Raw genomic sequence first — 16,058 nt, 5'->3', positions numbered from 1 at the left:
GACCGAAGAGCGGGTGGTCCGAATGACGACACCGGACCGCGATCCCGACTCTGCGGAGCTGTCGCCCGCCGAGCGGTTCGCCGCCGCCCGCGCCCGCCGGATCGAGGCGAGCACGAGCCTGTACGCCTTCCGCGACCAGTACGAGTTCGGCCTCGACCCGTTCCAGGAAGAGGCCTGCCGCGCGCTGGAGGCCGGACGCGGCGTGCTCGTCGCGGCGCCGACCGGCTCCGGCAAGACCGTGGTCGGGGAGTTCGCCGTACACCTCGCCCTCGACCAGGGCCGCAAATGCTTCTACACCACGCCGATCAAGGCGCTGTCCAACCAGAAGTACACCGACCTGGTCAAACGCTACGGCCCGGACAAGGTCGGGCTGCTGACCGGCGACAACTCGGTCAACGGGGACGCACCGATCGTCGTGATGACGACCGAGGTGCTGCGCAACATGCTCTACGCGTCGTCGTACACCCTCGAAGGCCTCGGCTACGTCGTCATGGACGAGGTCCACTACCTCTCGGACCGCTTCCGCGGCGCGGTCTGGGAGGAAGTGATCATCCACCTCCCGCCGTCGGTCACGCTCGTGTCACTCTCCGCGACCGTCTCCAATGCCGAGGAGTTCGGCGACTGGCTCGGCACCGTCCGCGGGGACACCGAGGTCGTCGTCTCCGAGCACCGGCCGGTCCCGCTGTGGCAGCACGTCATGGCCGGGAACCGCGTGTACGACCTGTTCACCGACGAGAACCACCACGAGGTCAACCCCGACCTGGTCCGCCTGGCCCGGGAGACCAACGAGCGCAGCGGGCGAGCGTACGACCGCTACCGCAAGTCACGCGGGCGCGACGAAAACACGCGTGCCCGGCGGGTGTGGACCCCCAGCCGCGTCGACGTCATCGAGAAACTCGACTCGCAGGGCCTGCTGCCCGCGATCACGTTCATCTTCAGCCGCGCCGGATGCGCGGCAGCCGTACAGCAGTGCCTGCACGCCGGGCTGCGCCTGAACACCAACGCCGAGCGCGCCCAGGTCAGATCGCTCGTGGAGACCCGTACCGGGCACATCCCGGACGAAGACCTGCGCGTACTCGGCTACTTCGAGTGGCTGGAGGCCTTGCAGCGCGGCATCGCGGCCCACCACGCGGGCATGCTGCCGACCTTCAAGGAGGTCGTCGAGGAGCTGTTCGTGCGCGGCCTGGTCAAAGCCGTGTTCGCGACGGAGACACTGGCGCTCGGCATCAACATGCCGGCCCGCTCGGTCGTGCTGGAGAAGCTCGTCAAGTGGAACGGCGAGACCCACGCCGACCTCACCGCGGGGGAGTACACCCAGCTCACCGGTCGCGCCGGGCGGCGCGGCATCGACGTCGAGGGCCATGCGGTCGTGCTGTGGCACCAGGGCTTCGACCCCAAGCATCTGGCCGGGCTGGCGGGCACGCGGACCTACCCGCTGCGGTCGTCGTTCAAGCCGTCGTACAACATGGCCGTCAACCTCGTCGGCCAGGTCGGCCGGCACCGCTCACGCGAGCTGCTGGAGACGTCGTTCGCGCAGTTCCAGGCCGACCGCTCGGTGGTCGGCATCGCCCGGCAGGTGCACCGCAACGAGGAGGGCCTGGAGGGCTACCGCGAGGCGATGACGTGCCACCTGGGCGACTTCGAGGAGTACGGCGCGCTGCGCCGGGCCCTGAAGGACCGGGAGACGCGGATGGCCCGCGAGGGAGCCGCCCAGCGCAGGGCGGCCGCGGCGGCCTCGCTGGAGAAACTCAAGCCCGGCGACATCATCGTCGTGCCCACCGGGAAGTACGCCGGGCTCGCCGTCGTCCTCGACCCCGGACTCGACGAAGGCCACGACGGGCCGCGCCCGTTCGTGCTGACCGCCGACCGGCAGGCCCGGCGCCTCGCCTCGATCGATTTCCCGACTCCGGTGGGGGCGGTCGAGCGGATGCGGATCCCGCGCTCGTTCAACGCCCGCAGCGCGCAGTCGCGGCGCGACCTCGCGTCCGCGTTGCGTACGAAGGCCGGGCACATCGAGCCGTCCCGGCCCCGGCGCGGTCGATCGCCGGCCGCCGACGACCCCGAGATCGCGCGGCTGCGCGCTCAGATCCGGCAGCACCCGTGCCACGGTTGCGACGACCGTGAGGACCATGCACGGTGGGCCGAGCGCTATTACCGGCTGCAACGCGACACCGAGCAGCTTGAGCGGCGTATGAAGGGCCGTACGCACACCATCGCGCGGACCTTCGACCGGGTCTGCGCGATGCTGACCGATCTCGGATACCTCGCCGGCGACACGGTGACCGATGACGGACGCAGGCTCGCCCGTATTTATGCCGAACTCGACCTGCTGACCGCCGAGTGCCTCCGCGAAGGACTGTGGGAACACCTCACCCCCGCCGAACTCGCGGCTTGCGCCTCGGCGTTGGTCTTCGAGGCCCGCATGCCCGACGACGCCCTCGCCCCGAAACTGCCGGGCGGAGCGGCGAAGTCGGCGCTCGCCGACATGGTGCGGCTGTGGGGGCACCTTGAGGCCTTGGAGGAGCGCCACCATCTGGACTTCCTGCGCGAGCCCGACCTGGGCTTCGCCTGGACGGCCTACAGTTGGGCGTCGGGGCAGCGGCTGGACGCCGTGCTCGGGGAATCGGACATGCCGGCAGGCGACTTCGTCCGGTGGATGAAGCAACTCGTGGACGTGCTGGGGCAGATCGCGGACGCCGCGCCCGAGGGCGGGCAGGTGCGCACGACGGCCCGCAAGGCGGTTGACGCGGTGCGGCGCGGTGTGGTCGCCTACTCGTCGTTGGCGTGACAGGCGCTTTCCGGCCCATGCGCTTCGGCGTGTACCGGAGCTGACGGGGTCTCAAGGCCCTGGCCTGTCGCACCGTTTCGCTGGGGCCTTGGCGGTCCGCGCCGGGGAATCGACGACGCGGCCAGGGGCCTGTCCGGTGGATCCGGCCCGAGCCGGCGTGGTGCGGCTTGCCCGCTCGCGGTGTTGCGGGCGAAGGAGGGCCGCCAGGTCGGTGGGCGAGTGCGCCGAGTACGAGCCCCGGGCCCGCCCTTTTCGTGACCCACGCACCAACCGCGCGGGCGCCCGCGAGACGGGTTTCTTCAAATCCCCGCCGGATCAGGCCGCGTCGCACCGGGCCTGGACGGCCCCCTTCGTGCCGCGCGTCGCAAGGCACAGACCACGCAGTTCGGCCTGGGTTCGGCTCGGGAGAGCCGCCGGGCCCGGCGTGCGGCCCCGACGGGGATTCGAAGCTACCCCTAGCCCCGGCAGATCGTCACTCTCGGAACAGGGCGGTCGCCCGGTTTCCGGCAGTCGGGAATCGGGTCGGACGCCCGGGCGGGGTTTCCTGCGCGGCTCGGCAGCGTGATCTTGATCCGGTCGCAGCGCGGCATGCCGGAGTTGCCCGCCTGCCCGCCCGAACACTCCACGCGGGCCCTGCCGTTGTCGACGACGATGCGCGTCGGCTCGACGATCACCGTGGTCCGCGGCGTCGGTTTGGGCGCTCGCGGAGTCGGCGAAGCGGTAGGGGCGGGCGATCGCGGGCGGGATGGTTGCGGGGTCGCCGCCGGAGCGGGCGGTGACGGCTGTGGTCTCGTCGGCGGCGGCTTCGGTGGCGCCGCGGGTGCCGGCGGCGGAGGTGCGGGCGGCACCGGGGCCGCCGGGGGTTCGGCGGGCGGCGCGGCGGGAGGGGGCGGTGGCTCCGGCACCGGGGCGGGAGCCGCCGGGGGCGCGGCCGCGGCGGGCGGGGCCGGAGCCGCGGCCGGGCCCCCGTCGTCCCCGGACTGCTGGGCGACGAACGCCCAGGCAAGGGCCGCGAGCGCGGTGACCACCACGCCCGCGACCAGCGCCGCCTTGGCCGTCGTCCCGCCCCTGCCCGCCGCGTCGCCCGCTCCGGCTCCCGGGGCCGCCGTGCCGCCTGAACCCGCGCCCGTGCCGGCGGCGCCCGCAGCGCCGCCGGTGAGCACCCCGGCCACGGTAGTCGCCGCGCTCGCCGCACCGATGTACGTCAGGGCCACCGCACCGAGCAGGCCCTCGGCGACCACACGCATGTGCGTGCTGACACCGGCGAGTTCCAGGCACGCGGCCCGACACCGATCGCACGTCTCAAGATGGGTCCGCACGTTTTCCTCGGCGCGGTCGCCCAGCCGCTGCCGGACATATGCGCCGTAGTGCTTGGCGTACGGGCGGCATTCGTCCGCGAGCCCGTTCTCGACGTACACCTTCAGGTAGGCGTCGCGGAGCCCGTCGCGCGCGCGTTCCTTGAGCTTGGACAGCGCGTTCGGGCTGACGCCCAGCCGCGGCGCGACGCGTTCGCGGGGCTCGCGCTCGACCTCGGTGTACCAGAGCACCGCCTGCCAGCGCTCCGGGAGCTCCTTGAACGCCTGGGCGGCCATCCTCCGGTCGGCCGCGGCCACCGCGGGGTCCTCCGGCTCGCCGCCGGGGCCCGGTTCGTAGGCCGCGACATCCTCGGTGAGCAGGACCCGGCGGTCGTTGCGGGTCCAGTCCCCGGCCAGATGCCTCGCGGTGGTGAGGAGATACGGGCGGCAGGCCTCGCGCGGACCGTGGCCGGATCGCAGCGCCCGCAGGGTGCGGGTGAAGGTCTCGGCGACGAGGTCTTCGGCGTTCTCGGGCGTTCGGGTGCACAGGCGGGCGAGGCGGCGCACCGCGTCGACGTGGCGCGCGTACAGGACTTCGTAGGCGGCCTCGTCGCCGTCGCGCACCCGGTCGGCCAGATAGGCGTCGGACGGCCCGTCGCCGTGCCCGGCGGCCGGCTGGTGCTCGGGCACCGGACCGGCGTCCGTGTGCGGCCGGAGGGGGGCCGGCCCGGCACTGGGCGCTGGGGCGTCGGGCGCCCCGGCACCGGGCGCCTGGGTTCCGGGCGGCTGGTCCGCGCGCGGGTCGTCGGCGGCCGGCTCGGCGGCCTGCTCGGTTGCGGCCGACTCGGTTGCGGGCGGATCGTCCGCGCGGGGAGCGGGGAAGGGGCTGCGGCGGTGGTACGCGGTGCGCTGCCCGGGCAGGACGGCGCCCTGCGCCGGCTCGTCGGTTCGTTCCTGCCCGGGGATCCAGGCCGCGTCCTCGTTCCCTGCCGAGCCGCGTGGGGGTTCGGCGGGCTGGTCCGGCGGCTGCCCGTCCGGACCGGAGGCCGACGGGTCGTCCTCGGGTGGCACCCATGACTCCCTTGAGCGGTGGTCGTCGCCTCTGTGCTCAGCATGGTGGCGAGAGCCGCGGCGTCTGTCCAGTTCGCCAACAGGCGTACGCCGTCAAGGTGGTGCGCTCCGGCGTGGGAAGCGCCTGCGAGGCGCGTGGTTCCCCGCCGTGTGCTTGTTTGGGTGGAGGACCGGCAGCGGTGACTCAGCGTCGTGAACTGCCGCCCGAAGCGCGGTCCGGAGCCGGAGCGCATGCCGCGGGGCGCGTGGTCGGGACGGTGAGCGGACAGGGTGCGGGGCGCGTGGAGCGCCGGAGGGCGGATCGTGGAGCACGTGGGACCGGGCCGGGGGTTGACGCCGTACACGCTCAGCTCCCCTGGCGGGAGGCCGACTGCGGAGCGGGGTGTACCTGCGGGCACGGCAGGGCGGGGGAGCCGCCGGGCGTTCCCGGTCGTCCGCTGCGCGCGGGGGCGGTGCGGGTGTGGAGCCGGAGAGGACGGCCCGGTCGTTTCGGGGCGGTGGGGTCACACTCGGTATGCATGCCTGGGGAGACCAGGGTGTGCCGTGGAAGTGACGCGACAATCTGCGCCTTGGAATGTGACCTGCGTCACACGCCTGATACGCGCCGGGCGCACGTCCGGGTGACCCGTTCGGGTCGAGGCTTTGCCGTCCCGAGATCTGTCAGTCGTTGCCCGCGAGCACTGCGGACAGGCGCTGCACCGACCCGCCCAGGCCCCAACGCTCGGTCAGCGCGGCCAGTCGGCCGGGCTCCCGGGGCGCGCGGGGGAGTGCGCCGGACAGACCGTCCGGAACAGCCACATTGCGGACCACGTTCACGACACCCGGCGCCACGTCGAGGTAATCGGCGGCGGCGAGGATATTGCGCCGCCGCGACGGTGTCAGCGACGACGTGGGATCCTCGGCGGCGCGGCGCACCCCGGCCAGGTCCCCGAACTCGCCGATGAGCTGTGCGGCGGTCTTCTCGCCGATGCCCTTCACACCCGGCAGGCCGTCGCTCGTGTCGCCGCGCAGCGTGGCGAAGTCCGCGTACGAGGCGGCCGGCACGCCGTACCGCGCCAGCACCGCGGCCTCGTCGATCGTGTCGACCACGCCGACGCCCTTGACCGGGTAAAGCACGCGCACGCCGCGCTCGTCGTCGACCAGTTGGAACAGGTCACGGTCGCCGGTGACGATGTCGACAGGTGTGGTCGCCGCCGTCGTCAGCGTGCCGATCACGTCGTCAGCCTCGAAACCGGGGGAGCCCACCCGGGCGATCCCGAACGCCTCCAACACCTCCGCGATCACCGGAACCTGCGGTGCCAGTGTGTCCGGAACCTCCTCCTCGTCCGGGGTGTCGCCCGAGACGAACTCCGCGACGCGGTGGGCTTTGTAGGACGGGATCGCGTCCACCCGGAACTGCGGACGCCAGTCGTCGTCCCAGCACGCCACCAGCGAGTCGGGCCGATGGTCGGCCACCAGCCGTGCGATGAAGTCGAGGAGGCCGCGCACCGCGTTGACCGGGGTGCCGTCGGGCGCCTTCACCGACTCGGGCACGCCGAAATACGCACGGAAGTAGAGGGACGCGGTGTCGAGCAGCATCAGTTGTCCAGGCACGCGCCCTATCGTGCCCTACGGGACTGTCATCGCCGTGTGCTCAGGCGCCCTCTCCCACTGCGGACCCGAACATCTCTCGGCGTCGTGATGCGGAGGCCGAACAACGGCCAGTGGTCGGTGATCATGCCTGATTCTCACGGGGCCGACGATCGCGGGCGAGGCGTTTTGGCTGCCGCCGGGCGAGACGGCACGACGACGGAACCAGGCGAGGCTGCGGCCCGAACCGGGGTGCGGCGGTACGGGCTCCGACGCTCAGGTCGAGAACTCGTCCAGGACTTCCTGCAATGTGTCGCGGACGCCGAGGATGTCGATGAGGCCCGTCATGCGCAACGTGGCACGCACGTGCCGGTCGGGAGCGGCCAGGCGCAGGCCGCCGCCGCATGCGTGCATCGCCTTGAATGCGTCGATGAGGACGCCCAGCCCCACCGAGTCGCAGAAGGTGAGCGCCGTCGCGTCGACCACCACGCGGCGGCACCCGCCGTCGACCAGGTCGATCAGCGTGCGGTGGAGCAACGGGGCGTTGTGCAAATCGAGTTCGCCGTGAAGGTGCACGACCGCGCACCCGCGCCAGATCGTCACCCCCGTGACGGGGTGTTCCTGACCGAGCATGCCAAGCCGCGCGACCATGGCCTCGACCTTTCCTTGGTCGGGACGGGATTGGGAACCTCACGGCGCCGAGTGCATTCTGAGGCATCGCGGGACCCTGAGGACACCCTTTGTCGCGCGCATCTTGGCCGGGAGCGGGCGATCAGGGGTAGCTCGCTGGATTTTGCGGCTTTTCTTCCTCGATTGGTCGATGAATTTCCCGGCATAAACGCCTCCCTGACGGGTGATCAGGCAAACAATGTCACGCGCTGCACACCGTCCGCCACGCGGCGAGGCCGATCGCGCCTCGATGCGATTGCCGCCCGGTGTGCGGCAACTTGCGCGCCCCGAGCACCCCGCACGCCCCGGCGCGGGGGCGCGCACTTTGGCGACCGGCCTGCCCGGTACCACCCCGGTGCCATGTCGGCAAACGGTGGCCCGTGCGTACGCGCATCCGTGGTACCGCGCACAGCACAGCCTTGCCGCGTCCTTGACCGGGGAATGTTCCGATGATCCGTACCAGGCCCGGAAGGCGGACGTATGCATGTGCGAGCGCTCGACCTGATCGCCCGCGTCCTCGACGCCGGCAGCTTCACCGCGTGGCCCGAACCGCTGCCCGAATCGCTGCCGGGGCCGGACGCCGTCGACCCGGACTACGCCGAGGAGTTGCGCGCCGCACGCGAACGCACCGGCCTCGACGAGGCGCTGGTGACCGGGGAAGGCCGGATCCACGGGCGCCGAGTCGCCGTCGTCGCATGCGAGTTCACCTTCCTGGCCGGGTCGATCGGCGTCGCGGCGGCGGAGCGGCTGGTCCGCGCGATCGAACGCGCCACCGCCGAGCGCCTGCCGCTGGTCGCCTCCCCGACCTCCGGCGGCACGCGCATGCAGGAGGGGACCGTCGCCTTCCTCCAGATGGTGAAGATCTCGGCGGCGGTGGCCGCACACCGTACGGCCGGACTGCCCTACCTCGTCTACCTGCGGCACCCGACCACCGGGGGCGTGTTCGCCTCGTGGGGATCGCTCGGCCACGTCACCGCCGCCCAGCCAGGCGCGCTCATCGGCTTCCTCGGTCCGCGGGTGTTCCAGGCGCTCAACGGAGAACCGTTTCCGCCCGGCGTGCAGATCGCCGAAAACCTCTACGAGCACGGGCTCATCGACGCCGTCGTGCCGCCGGAACAGCTTCGCGACGTGGCGATCCGGGTGTTCGACGTGCTCGGCGGACACGACGAACACGGCGACGGCGATCCGGCCCCCGCCGAAGACACCGCCGAAGAAGCCGAGGTTTCCGACACTCCGGCGTGGGAGAGCGTGCGCCGCTCGCGCGACCCCGCGCGCCCCGGGCTGCGTACGCTCCTGCGCTCCGGCGCACGCGACGTCACGCCCTTGCGCGGCACCGGCGAAGGGGAGAGCGAACCGTCGCTCCGCCTCGCCCTCGCCAGATTCGGCGCACCCGGTTCGCCCGGCGCACCATGCGTCGTGCTCGGCCACGACCGCACCCGTCAGAGCGAGTACGGCCCCTTCGGTCCCGCGGGACTCCGCCAGGCCCGGCGCGGCATGCGGCTCGCCGCCGAGCTCGGCCTGCCGCTTGTCACCGTCGTCGACACCGCGGGCGCGGCACTCTCGCGCGAGGCCGAGGAAGGCGGCCTGGCCGGGGAGATCGCCCGGTGCCTCGCGGAACTCGTCGTCCTGCCCGCGCCCACGGTCTGCCTCCTGCTCGGCGAGGGCGCCGGCGGCGGGGCTCTCGCGCTGCTGCCGGCCGACCGCGTCCTGTGCGCCCGGCACGGCTGGCTTTCTCCGCTGCCGCCGGAAGGCGCCTCGGCGATTCTTTTCCGCACCACCGACAGGGCAGGCGAGATCGCCGAACGGCAGGGGATCCGGGCCACCGACCTGCGGGCGGACGGAATCGTCGACCGGATCATCCCCGAACTTCCGGACGCCGCAGCCGAACCCGAAGCCTTCGTGCAACGCGTCGCGGCCACGCTCGAACACGAGATTCGTGCCCTGCGTGCGATCGACCCGGGAGACCGCGTCCGTAAGCGACTCGCCCGCTACCGCAGCCTGGGCCTGCCGACCTGACGACGTCGGAAGTCCCGCGGCGGGAGCGTAAGTTCGCAACGAGCACGCCGAGCCGGAACCCGACAGGCGCAGGCGCGCCCGGAGTACGCCGATCACGACGTCCATGCGCCGCCATCGCCCGAACGAGTGACAGCGCACGGATTCCCCGAGCACGACCGCCGCCGTCCTTGACGTCAGTCACGCTCGGGCTTGGTGCCCGACCCGAGCCGCGGAGCGGCCGATGACACTGATCGCGGCGGTCGTCCGCCCGGCGGCCGTTCCCGGACGGAATGCCGCACGAGTCTGCGTGGTCACGCCCGTGCGGCATCTCCGGTTGCGCCGCGGGCGGCTCGCACGGCTTGCCCTACAGCGGCTCGCCGGGCGGCGGCGTCCCCGGGGGCAGCAGGGCGAGGTCGAGACCGCGGCCGAGGCGGCCCTTCAGGATGTCCGCGTCGGCGAGCCGTGCGGCGATACGCCGAGCCGCGGCGACGATGTCGGCCTGCGGGGCGTCCGCGGCCAAGGTGAGCCGTAGGTCGGTGTCGGTGCCTTCGTCCAGGTACGCGGCGGTCACCAGCGGCTCGTCCGCGACGACGGCACGCACGGCACCGCGCACCTGCGGGTCGGCGTACGGGGCGACAAGCTCCCGGCCTTCCGCGAGAGCGCGCAGCACAGGGCCGGTGACCTCGTACGTGACCGGCCCGGCGAGGTCGAGCAGAAGCGTGTCGGCGCCCTCGGAATACGTCGCGAGAGCGGCGCGCCGCGCGTCGACCGGCACCGGACGCGCGTCGGGACGCCAGCGCGCGAGGGCGTCGGTCGAGGTGAAGGCGGGCAGGGCCTTGCGCCCGCCGGGACCGGCGATGGTCGGGACGGCCATGTCACTGGACTTCTCGCGTTGCAGTTCGCCGGGCGCGGTGTCCTCCAACTCGCCCAGGATCGCGACCACCGGCACCAGCAGCCGCGCGGGCGCCAACGCGGCAAGGACCTCCCCGGGTGCCGCGCCGGAGGCGAGTGCGGCGGTGAGAGCGGCGTCGGCGCTGCCGTCGTCACCGGAGAAGCCGGGGTCGGGGATGCTCTTGCCGGAGAAGTCCACGAGTCGACCCTAGTGCCGCGGCCGGAACGGCTGTCCCGGGGTCGCGGCCGCGCGACGCCGTCGCGACCCTCCGCGCTCGGCCGCGGCCACGGCCGGCGTCGACACCGGCCCGCACACCGGAGCCGTCCAGTACGCACGGCCGGCAGCCGCGGACCTGCGCATCCGTACCCTGCCGGAACTGCGCGACATCGACACGCCCGACGCCCTCACGCACGTGGTAAGCCGGGCACCACGCACCCGAACCGTGCGCCTCGGGACCTCCCCGAACGCCGCACCGGGCCGGGGTCGGCACGACCCCGGCGAGTGCAGACCGTTCGTGGGCGCGTGTGCGACCGGCCGGCTGTGAGACCGGCGGCCCTGGGCGCCGGGCTCGCCGGATGGGTCGTGTGCGCGATGCGCATCCGCGACGGAGTCGAGTCACGTCGCTGTGAGACCGGCGGTCCGGGGCGCCGTGTCCGCCTGACGGGTCGTGCCGCGCGCGATGCGCACGCGCGACCGCCGTCAAGTCACGTTCCGGGCGCTTTCGAGACCACCGTCACAAGGCGCCGCGCATCGGCCGAGAAACGGCTCGGCCCTTCGAGCTGGTTGCAGTACCGCCGCCGCGGATGTGCGCGAGCGCCTCAACGGCGGCCCGACACGCGTCAGCCGTACACCGGACCGGTGAACTTTTCGCCGGGGCCCTTGCCCGGCTCGTCGGGGAACAGCGACGCCTCGCGGAAGGCCAGTTGCAGTGACCGGAGGCCGTCACGGAGCGGGCCGGCGTGTTGGGAGCCGAGCTCGGGCGCTCCGGCGGTCACCAGCCCGGCCAGGGCGGTGATCAGTTTGCGGGCCTCGTCGAGGTCCTTGTGCTGCTCGCCGTCCTCCGCCAGGCCCAGCTTCACCGCGGACGCGCTCATCAAGTGCACGGCGAGCGTGGTGATCACCTCCATCGCGGAGACGTCGGCGAGGTCGCGGGTCATCGTGTCGACGTCCAAGAACGCGTCGGAGGCGTCCTCGGCCGGGGCGGTGCGGTCGTCGGGCTGTGCGCTGTCGGTCATGCGTCAAGTCTCCGGCATGGCCGCGGCGCGCCCGACACGGCCCGGGTGTCGGCCCCTGGGGCGCGTGCGATGCGGAACGGGCGGTCGCCTACAGTGGTCGGCCGCAGCACACCGCCCGGTGTCCGGTCGAACCTGCCGGGTGGTAATGTGGTGTGTCGACCGAGCGGTCACTGATGTGTCCGCAACGCAAGCGGAGGCTCCGTCTCCCACCTGATCGGCCTCACGGTCGACGGGTCCCGGTCCGGCGCGGATGGCCTTCGGTTGTCCGTGGCGCGCTTCCCGTCCGGGAAGAAACGCGCCGTCCGCCGGTGTTATGGAGCCTCGCATGCGTCCCATGCGGGGCTTTTCGCATTGTCGGGCCGTAACGGTCCGGTTATGCGGCAGGAACCGCGTCGGTCGATGGCGAGAAGCACGTGGCCGCGGGACGGAACCGCCGACCACTTCAGGAATCGAGGAGGCCCCATCAGCGCCGAGCCCCGCATCAACGACCGGATTCGCGTCCCCGAGGTGCGACTTGTCGGTCCCAGCGGCGAGCAGGTCGGGATCGTTCCGCTTGCCAAGGCCCTGGAGCTGGCTCAGGAATACGACCTCGACCTGGTCGAGGTCGCGGCCAACGCCAGGCCGCCTGTGTGCAAGCTCATGGACTACGGCAAGTTCAAGTACGAATCCGCCATGAAGGCACGTGAAGCGCGCAAGAACCAGGCGCACACGGTCATCAAGGAGATGAAGCTCCGGCCGAAGATCGATCCGCACGACTACGAGACCAAGAAGGGTCACGTCGAGCGGTTCCTGAAGCAGGGCGACAAGGTCAAGATCACGATCATGTTCCGTGGTCGCGAGCAGTCCCGCCCCGAGCTGGGATTCCGCCTGTTGAAGCGCCTGTCCGAGGACGTCCAGGAGCTCGGCTTCGTGGAGTCGAGCCCCAAGCAGGACGGCCGCAACATGATCATGGTCCTCGGTCCGCACAAGAAGAAGACCGAGGCGATGGCCGAGGCGCGCGAGGCCCAGGCCGCCCGCAAGGGTGCGCGTCGCGGCGACGAGCCCGAAGCCGAGAGGACCGCTGCGGCCCCTGCGCCCGCCGCGGAGGAGCGCTGACCCCGCGCTCGTTCCGCGAGCAGTAGTTCCACACACATCTGTGCCTGCCTGGCGTGCGACGCCGGGCAGGCACGGCACGACGAGGAGACAGCGGCGACATGCCGAAGAACAAGACGCACAGTGGTGCCAGCAAGCGCTTCAAGATCACCGGCTCCGGCAAGGTGGTCCGCCAGCGCGCCGGTCGCCGCCACCTGCTTGAGCACAAGCCCTCGACGCTGACCCGTCGCCTCGCGGGCACGGTTGAGGCCTCCCCGGCCGACGCCAAGAAGATCAAGAAGCTGCTCGGCAAGTGAGCCATGTGCGCCTGCCCCCGCGAGCCTGACGGCCGCGCGGAGGCGGCGGGCGCCGGTCCCAGTCGTACCCCGGGTCGGGGTCACCACGCCCCGGTCTGAAGCCAAGGAGTTCATCAAGTGGCACGCGTCAAGCGGTCGGTCAACGCCCAGAAGAAGCGCCGCGTCATCCTCGAGCGCGCGAGCGGTTACCGCGGTCAGCGGTCCCGCCTGTACCGCAAGGCCAAGGAGCAGGTCACCCACTCCCTGGTCTACAACTACAACGACCGCAAGAAGCGCAAGGGCGACTTCCGCCAGCTCTGGATCCAGCGCATCAACGCCGCTGCCCGGCTGAACGGCATCACGTACAACCGCTTCATCCAGGGGCTCAAGGCCGCCAACGTCGAGGTCGACCGCAAGATGCTGGCCGAGCTCGCGGTCAACGACCCGACGGCCTTCGCCGCGCTGGTCGAGGTCGCGCAGAAGGCGCTCCCGGCCGACGTGAACGCGCCGAAGGAAGCCGCCTGAACTTCGCGGTGACCGGAAGGCCGCGCCGTGAGACTCGGCGCACCTTCTCCACTGCGGCACCACCTGGTCTTCGGGTGAATCGGTGGGCCTCCGTTCCCGTCGCCACGGTCTCCGGTCCGTGACGCCGTAAGCGGAGGCCCACCGGTCCGTTCCGGGCCGGACTCCGACCTCCGCCGAGTCACGACGAACGGTTGCATCCATGGCGAGCCCCGAGCTGACCTCGACGCGCTCACCCCGCGTGACGGCGGCCCGGCGGCTCGCCAAGCGCACGTTCCGGGCGGGCGAGCGCAGATTCCTCGCCGAAGGCCCCCAAGCCGTGCGCGAGGCCGTCGCGCTGACCGGCACAGCGATCGAGGTGTACGCGACCGCCGAGGCCGCCGAGCGCTACCCCGACATCGTCGACGCGGCCCGGGGCGCCGACGTCCCCGTACTGCGCGCCGCCGCGGAGGTCGTCGCGGCGATGAGCCAGACCGTCACCCCGCAGGGGATGGTCGCGCTGTGCCGGTTCGTGGATGTCCCACTCGGTGCGTTGACCGAGTCTTCCGCGCCGGACCTGGTCGCGGTGCTCGCGCACGTGCGCGACCCGGGCAACGCCGGAACCGTGCTGCGCGCCGCCGACGCCGCCGGGGCGGAGGCCGTCGTGCTCACGGACGCGTCGGTCGACCTCTACAACCCCAAGACCGTGCGCGCGTCGGTCGGCAGCCTGTTCCACCTTCCCGTCGTCGTGGGCGCGGGAGTCGAGGAGACGGTCGCGCATCTGCGCGCGGCCGGGCTGCGGATCCTCGCGGCCGACGGCACCGGCGCGGCCGACCTCGACGAGGAACTCGACGCCGGCGGCCTCGACGGCCCGACCGCGTGGGTGTTCGGCAACGAGGCCTGGGGGCTGCCGGAGGAAACCCGCGCACTCGCCGACGCCGTCGTGCGCGTGCCGATCCACGGGCGTGCCGAGAGCTTGAACCTGGCGACGGCGGCTGCCGTGTGTCTATATGCGTCCGCGCGGGCCCAGCGCGGAAGTTCGGGATGCCGGGTGAAGCGGGGAGATTGAGGCCGGTGCATCGGTGGGGAGCCTCGGCCGCGCACGACAGGGGCGCGTGCCGGAACGTTTCGGTGTCGCTTCGGGGCGTGGGGGCGCATACGGGCCTCGGGGGGTTCGCCGAGCGCCGTCGCGCGCGGGGCGTGCGCCGGTTTTCGCCACCATCGCGCCAGGGGATCTGCTCGCGTGACCGTCGAGTAGTGCGGGCAGTTGGAGTAGTGTGACCGGCCCGGAGCATCTGCTTCATAGGGGTGTGCCGTTCCGCAGGGGGCCACGGAATGGTGCAATCCCTCGGCCGTGCGAGGTCGGGAGGGGGCCGATGGACGTGGACGCGGAATTGTTCGCACCGGACGGGCTGTGCGGGCTCGGCGCGGACGCGCTGCCGGACGGCCTGGTCATTGCCGACGCCACCGGCGCGGTGTGCTCTTTCAACGCCGCCGCGGTGCGCATCACCGGGATCAAGGCGGAGGACGCGCTCGGCAAACACCTCTCGGACGCCCTCCCCCTGGAGGACATCGAAGGCCGGCGCTGGTGGGTGTGCACGGATCCCTACGGCGGCCTGGGCACCCGGACCCGCCAGCCGGAGCGCAATCTCGTCCTCAACGGACGCGAGGTCCTGGTGACCGCCTCGTACATCCGCCGGTCCGGCGCGAATTCGCCGGTCACCCATGTGGTCGTGGCCCTGCGCTGCACCGCCGCGCGGCGGCGCGACGAGCGCAACCACGCGGAGCTCATCGCCACCGTCGCCCACGAACTGCGCTCCCCGCTCACCAGCGTCAAGGGCTTCACCGCGACCCTGCTGCGCAAGTGGGAGCGGTTCACCGACGAGCAGAAGCGCCTCATGCTGGAGACCGTCGACGCCGACGCCGACCGGGTCACCCGGCTGATCACCGAACTCCTCGACATCTCCCGCATCGACTCCGGCCGCCTGCAACTGCACCGCGAGATCGTCGACCTCGCCGAGGCCGTCGACCGGCACGTGCGCGCGCAGACCGCGGCCGGGCAACCCGCGGACAGGTTCCGGGTGTTGACCGAGCAACCGCTGCCGCCGATCTGGATGGACCGCGACAAACTCGACCAGATTCTCGGCAACCTCCTGGAAAACGCCGTGCGCCACGGTGCCGGAGCCGTCACCATCAAGGTGTCCCGGACGCGTCTTGAGGCGCCCCGGCGGAGGCGCTCCGGGGACGAGATCCACACCCGCGGCCTGTCCGACGACGCCGCGGGCGGCAATGCGGACGGCGACGAGGCGATGGAGATCACGGTGAGCGACGAAGGCCCGGGAATCCCGGACGAGTTGCTGAACCGTGTCTTCACGCGCTTTTGGCGCGGCAATCGCAGGCGCGGCGGCACCGGGCTCGGGCTCTACATCGTCAAAGGCCTGGTCGAGGCCCACGGCGGCACGATCGACGCCGGCCGCGCCGAAGGCGGCGGGGCGATGTTCCGATTTCGCCTGCCCGCGGGGATGCCGGACGCACTGACCTGAGCACAGGGTCGCAGCGCCGCCCCGCGGGCCGTCCCGAGCCCCCTTCGGGCCACCCCCTGCCCCCCGTACCGCAGTACGGGCGGGTTCCGGGTCACCGGCCCGATTCACCTAGACTCGACCCGTCGCCCCGTGC

General features: G+C 72.2%; 12 protein-coding genes. 7 read left to right on the top strand and 5 right to left on the bottom strand.

Annotated elements, in window-relative coordinates:
• Positions 1-22: 22 nt before the first annotated feature.
• Positions 23-2,788, top strand: a complete 2,766-nt coding sequence (locus ACRX5W_RS12815) for a DEAD/DEAH box helicase (protein WP_436788189.1) — start codon at positions 23-25, stop codon at positions 2,786-2,788.
• A gap of 455 nt (positions 2,789-3,243) precedes the next feature.
• Here the strand turns inward: ACRX5W_RS12815 and ACRX5W_RS12810 are convergent, their stop codons facing one another.
• The 3 genes from ACRX5W_RS12810 to ACRX5W_RS12800 all read right to left on the bottom strand — a co-directional run bounded on the left by ACRX5W_RS12810 (position 3,244) and on the right by ACRX5W_RS12800 (position 7,374).
• Positions 3,244-5,154: a sigma-70 family RNA polymerase sigma factor gene (locus ACRX5W_RS12810; RefSeq protein ID WP_436788188.1), complete on the bottom strand. Its 1,911-nt coding sequence runs from the start codon at positions 5,152-5,154 to the stop codon at positions 3,244-3,246.
• Positions 5,155-5,814: 660 nt separating this feature from the next.
• A complete protein-coding gene (locus tag ACRX5W_RS12805; protein ID WP_436788335.1) occupies positions 5,815-6,732 on the bottom strand; it encodes a 5'-3' exonuclease in 918 nt (305 codons plus the stop codon).
• Positions 6,733-6,999: 267 nt separating this feature from the next.
• Positions 7,000-7,374 carry an STAS domain-containing protein gene (locus ACRX5W_RS12800; protein WP_436788187.1) on the bottom strand — a complete coding sequence of 125 codons (375 nt, stop codon included), beginning with the start codon at positions 7,372-7,374 and terminating at the stop codon, positions 7,000-7,002.
• Between the two features lie 498 nt (positions 7,375-7,872).
• On the opposite strand from ACRX5W_RS12800, the gene ACRX5W_RS12795 reads away from it, so the two are divergent.
• Complete coding sequence (locus ACRX5W_RS12795; protein ID WP_436788186.1) at positions 7,873-9,408, top strand: carboxyl transferase domain-containing protein; 1,536 nt, start codon at positions 7,873-7,875, stop codon at positions 9,406-9,408.
• 343 nt (positions 9,409-9,751) lie between these two features.
• Here ACRX5W_RS12795 and ACRX5W_RS12790 read toward each other — a convergent pair whose 3' ends face one another.
• On the bottom strand, positions 9,752-10,477 hold the full coding sequence (locus tag ACRX5W_RS12790; RefSeq protein ID WP_436788185.1) for an SseB family protein: 726 nt from the start codon (positions 10,475-10,477) through the stop codon (positions 9,752-9,754).
• 641 nt (positions 10,478-11,118) lie between these two features.
• Complete coding sequence (locus ACRX5W_RS12785) at positions 11,119-11,436, bottom strand: DUF1844 domain-containing protein (RefSeq protein WP_436788334.1); 318 nt, start codon at positions 11,434-11,436, stop codon at positions 11,119-11,121.
• Between the two features lie 477 nt (positions 11,437-11,913).
• Between ACRX5W_RS12785 and infC the strand changes: the two genes are divergently transcribed.
• The 5 genes from infC (at position 11,914) to ACRX5W_RS12760 (ending at position 15,925) form a co-directional block, all read left to right on the top strand.
• Positions 11,914-12,609, top strand: coding sequence for a translation initiation factor IF-3 (infC, locus tag ACRX5W_RS12780; RefSeq protein WP_436788184.1), 696 nt, complete (start codon positions 11,914-11,916; stop codon positions 12,607-12,609).
• A 98-nt stretch (positions 12,610-12,707) separates the two neighbouring features.
• Positions 12,708-12,902 (top strand): 50S ribosomal protein L35, encoded by a 195-nt coding sequence (gene rpmI / locus ACRX5W_RS12775; protein WP_231774871.1) that lies wholly within the window; start codon positions 12,708-12,710, stop codon positions 12,900-12,902.
• Between the two features lie 117 nt (positions 12,903-13,019).
• Positions 13,020-13,406 carry a 50S ribosomal protein L20 gene (rplT, locus tag ACRX5W_RS12770; protein ID WP_436788183.1) on the top strand — a complete coding sequence of 129 codons (387 nt, stop codon included), beginning with the start codon at positions 13,020-13,022 and terminating at the stop codon, positions 13,404-13,406.
• A gap of 199 nt (positions 13,407-13,605) precedes the next feature.
• Positions 13,606-14,451, top strand: coding sequence for a TrmH family RNA methyltransferase (locus tag ACRX5W_RS12765; protein ID WP_436788182.1), 846 nt, complete (start codon positions 13,606-13,608; stop codon positions 14,449-14,451).
• Positions 14,452-14,758: 307 nt separating this feature from the next.
• On the top strand, positions 14,759-15,925 hold the full coding sequence (locus tag ACRX5W_RS12760; RefSeq protein ID WP_436788181.1) for an ATP-binding protein: 1,167 nt from the start codon (positions 14,759-14,761) through the stop codon (positions 15,923-15,925).
• Positions 15,926-16,058: the final 133 nt, after the last annotated feature.

Source organism: Yinghuangia sp. YIM S10712, from assembly GCF_051388935.1.
Taxonomy (GTDB): Bacteria; Actinomycetota; Actinomycetes; order Streptomycetales; family Streptomycetaceae; genus Yinghuangia.
This window is presented reverse-complemented; position numbering and strand designations above follow the sequence as displayed.

Bases quoted from the DNA above. Each gene is read 5' to 3' on its own strand.
- ACRX5W_RS12805 (WP_436788335.1), bottom strand. From the start codon at position 6,732: ATGCTGCTCGACACCGCGTCCCTCTACTTCCGTGCGTATTTCGGCGTG.
- rpmI (WP_231774871.1), top strand. From the start codon at position 12,708: ATGCCGAAGAACAAGACGCACAGTGGTGCCAGCAAGCGCTTCAAGATC.
- ACRX5W_RS12815 (WP_436788189.1), top strand. From the start codon at position 23: ATGACGACACCGGACCGCGATCCCGACTCTGCGGAGCTGTCGCCCGCC.
- ACRX5W_RS12795 (WP_436788186.1), top strand. From the start codon at position 7,873: ATGCATGTGCGAGCGCTCGACCTGATCGCCCGCGTCCTCGACGCCGGC.
- ACRX5W_RS12765 (WP_436788182.1), top strand. From the start codon at position 13,606: ATGGCGAGCCCCGAGCTGACCTCGACGCGCTCACCCCGCGTGACGGCG.
- ACRX5W_RS12800 (WP_436788187.1), bottom strand. From the start codon at position 7,374: ATGGTCGCGCGGCTTGGCATGCTCGGTCAGGAACACCCCGTCACGGGG.
- ACRX5W_RS12785 (WP_436788334.1), bottom strand. From the start codon at position 11,436: ATGACCCGCGACCTCGCCGACGTCTCCGCGATGGAGGTGATCACCACG.
- ACRX5W_RS12760 (WP_436788181.1), top strand. From the start codon at position 14,759: ATGGACGTGGACGCGGAATTGTTCGCACCGGACGGGCTGTGCGGGCTC.
- infC (WP_436788184.1), top strand. From the start codon at position 11,914: ATGGCGAGAAGCACGTGGCCGCGGGACGGAACCGCCGACCACTTCAGG.